Source organism: Microbacterium sp. ISL-103 (assembly GCF_018613995.1).
Classification (GTDB): domain Bacteria; phylum Actinomycetota; class Actinomycetes; order Actinomycetales; family Microbacteriaceae; genus Microbacterium.
Window position 1 is genome coordinate 1 of the sequence record NZ_JAGGPD010000551.1, and the last position, 3,232, is coordinate 3,232.

A 3,232-nucleotide genomic window follows, 5' to 3' on the forward strand; every position below is an offset into this window, starting at 1 on the left:
AGCGCGGCCGAGGTGGCACTGCTCTACCCCGGCCTGCACGCGATCTGGGCCCACCGCGTCTCGCATGCGCTGTGGCGTCGCGATCTGCGGCCGCTGGCGCGAGCGACGTCGCAGATCTCGCGCTGGCTCACCGGCGTCGAGATCCATCCCGGCGCCCGGATCGGACGACGATTCTTCATCGACCACGGCATGGGAGTGGTCGTCGGAGAGACCGCCGAGATCGGTGACGACGTGATGCTCTACCACGGTGTCACGCTCGGCGGCCGCACGCGCGACGCCGGAAAGAGGCATCCCACGCTCCGAGACGGCGTCGCCGTCGGGGCAGGCGCGAAGATCCTCGGGCCGATCACGATCGGTGAAGGATCGGTGGTGGGTGCGAACGCCGTCGTGACCCGAGATGCGCCGGCCGACAGCATCCTCGTGGGTGTGCCGGCGAAGCCTCGCGCGCGGGTCATGGGCGAAGACACCCGGGCGATGCTCACCGCACCGGATTACTCCATCTGAGCCGACGGTCTGCGGCTCGAACCGGGCCCCAGCTCAGCTCAGCTCAGCGGGAGCGGACCTTCTCGACCTTCTTGCGCAGGAAGATCAGCGGCAGCAGGACGCTCCCGAGTGCCGTGATCAGCCAGACGATCACCGCACCCAGCAGCCAGCCGGCGAGGTCGACGATGCGCAGGCCGCCGATCGGCAGCAGCACGACGATGACCAGGGCGATCAGAGTGGAGAAGATCCCGATGCCGCCCATGAGGACCGGTGCATAGCGGTCGGCGATCTTGCTCACCCACGGAGCGAGAACGCTCTGCAGAACCGCGAAGATCAGGATGCAGAGCACGAACCCCCACCACTTGTCCCACTGGATCTGGAATCCGTCGAGCACCAGATCGGCGACGATGAGGCCGAGGCCGGCGGAGACGACGTACATCAGCGCGCGGAACAGGAAGGTGATCACGCGCTGAGCATACCGCCGGTGCGGGACGACGCGCGATGAGACCCGAGATCACTGCGCCACGAAGAACGGGATCGCCCCTGACAGGATGCCGACGGCGAGCATGACCAGAGAGACGATGGTCGCGCGCCACAGCACCTTCCGATGGTGATCACCGAGATTTACGCCCGCGAGCGAGACCAGCAGCAGGATGGCCGGCACCAACGGGCTCTGCAGATGCACCGGCTGACCGATGATCGACGCCCGCGCCATCTCGACAGGATCGATGCCGAAGGTCGCTGCGCTCTGGGCGAGCACCGGGAGGATGCCGAAGTAGAACGCGTCGTTCGACATGAAGAACGTGAACGGGATCGAGAGCACGCCGGTTATGGGCGCGAGGAAGGGCCCGAGCGCCGGCGGAAGCACGTCGGTGAGCCAGGTCGCCATCGCATCGACCATTCCGGTGCCGGTCAGGACTCCGACCAGGACCCCTGCCGCGATCACCATCGACACGACCCCGACGATGCTGGGCGCGTGGGCGACGATCTCGGATGCCTGCTCCTTGATGCCCCGGAAGTTGACCAGCAGCGCCACGGCGGCGCCGACCATGAAGACGTACGGGAGCGGCATGATGTCGAGAACGAGGAGGACCATCACGGTGAGCGTGAGCGCCAGGTTGAACCAGATCAGCGTGGGCCGCAGCGTCGGCCGCGCAGGGTCGAGCATGGTGTCGGCCATCGCGGTGTCTGCCGGGTCGACGCTCGCGGCGGCGACCGGGCCCTTGCCACCCGCGACGACGACGATGTTGCCGGTGCGCAGCGCCGCACGGGCGCCGGGCTTGGGACCCGCGCCGCGGAAGATCTTCGGCACCGTCGACAGCGCCCCGCCGTCGGAGCTCGTGAGCAGCCCCTCGGAGTCGAGACGCCCGAGTCGGCGGCGCTCCCCCAGCCCGAGCATCCAGGCGAAGCCGAGCGTCACGATGATGCCGACGCCCAGCGCGGGCAGCATCGGGACGAAGATGTCGGTCGGCTGCAGACCCAGCGCTGTCGCGGCACGCACCGTGGGTCCGCCCCAGGGGACGATGTTCAGCGTGCCGTTCATCAGACCCGCGACGCAGGTGAGCACCACCGGGCTCATGCCGAGACGCAGGTAGATGGGGAGCATGGCCGATGTCGTGATGATGAATGTCGTCGAGCCGTCTCCGTCGAGAGAGACCGCACCCGCGAGGATCGCGGTGCCCAGCACGACCTTCGCGGGGTCGTCGCCGAGAACCCGGGTGATCACCCGGATCAGCGGATCGAACAGACCGACGTCGATCATGATCCCGAAGAACATGATCGCGAACATCAGCAGCGCGGCCGTCGGAGCCATCGTGGCGATCGAATCGAGGATCATGTCGCCCATGCCGAGTCCCGCTCCGGCGAACAGGCCGAAGACCGTCGGCACGAGGATCAGCGCGACCATGGGCGTCAGCCTCTTGGTCATGATGAGCGTCATGAATGCCAGCACCATGGTGAATCCGAGAAGGACGAGAACCCACTCCGGCGGCACGAAAGCCACGTCGTACGTGGGTGCCTCTTCTGCGGCCGCGGACAGGCCGGTGAGTACGTCGGGCATGCGGTGACTCCTTCGTCGTGGCTCCGTCGACTGCGACGGATCCTGACGAGAGTAGGCAATCCGAGGCCTACGGGTGCGGTATGCCGCATTCCCGGACGTTGTGCGCGTACCGTGAGTTCTGCGCATATTGCGCGAAGGGAGCACAGTGTCGAAGACGACGACCAGACCGCGGTTCGCGACGCGTGCGCTGCTGCTGCACCTCGCGACCGTCGCGCTCGTCGTGGTGCTGTGCACCGGCGTCTATCTGCTGCTCGCCGTGCAGCAGCTGCGCGCCGAGGCGCAGTCCACCGCTCTCGGCATCGCGCGGACGCTCGCCGAGGATCCCCAGGTGCGGGCGGAGGTCGCGCGCATCTCGTCCGCCGACGACACACCGGATGCCGCGGCACTGCGGAACGGCGATCTCCAGCGCATCGCGATGGGCGTCTCGAGCAGGACCGATGCGCTCTTCGTCGTCATCACCGACGAAGACGGCATCCGCCTCGCTCATCCCACCCGCTCACGTATCGGCGAAGTGGTCAGCACCCCGTTCGAGGAGGTGCTCGCCGGGAACGAGGTCGTCGACTGGCAGACCGGCACGCTCGGCGAATCCGCGCGCGCCAAGGTCCCCGTGCTCGACAGCGACGGCGTGCCGGTGGGCGAGGTGAGCGTGGGCTTCGAGCGGACGGGCGTCTTCGACGATCTGCCCCCGCT

3 protein-coding genes and 1 pseudogene are annotated in these 3,232 nt (G+C 67.8%); 2 read left to right on the forward strand and 2 right to left on the reverse strand.

Going from position 1 to position 3,232, the window contains the following annotated elements; all coding sequences use genetic code 11:
- Positions 1–504 (forward strand): serine O-acetyltransferase EpsC (epsC, locus tag J7E68_RS17505; RefSeq protein ID WP_215174751.1); only part of this gene is annotated, 504 nt, incomplete at its 5' end.
- 43 nt (positions 505–547) lie between these two features.
- Here epsC and J7E68_RS17510 read toward each other — a convergent pair.
- Positions 548–949 carry a phage holin family protein gene (locus J7E68_RS17510; protein ID WP_215174753.1) on the reverse strand — a complete coding sequence of 134 codons (402 nt, stop codon included), beginning with the start codon at positions 947–949 and terminating at the stop codon, positions 548–550.
- A gap of 48 nt (positions 950–997) precedes the next feature.
- Positions 998–2,542, reverse strand: a complete 1,545-nt coding sequence (locus tag J7E68_RS17515; protein ID WP_215174755.1) for a CitMHS family transporter — start codon at positions 2,540–2,542, stop codon at positions 998–1,000.
- Positions 2,543–2,687: 145 nt separating this feature from the next.
- Here J7E68_RS17515 and J7E68_RS17520 point away from each other — a divergent pair.
- Positions 2,688–3,232 (forward strand): annotated as a pseudogene (locus J7E68_RS17520) (histidine kinase); the annotation flags it as partial.

Bases quoted from the DNA above. Each gene is read 5' to 3' on its own strand.
- J7E68_RS17515 (WP_215174755.1), bottom strand. From the start codon at position 2,542: ATGCCCGACGTACTCACCGGCCTGTCCGCGGCCGCAGAAGAGGCACCC.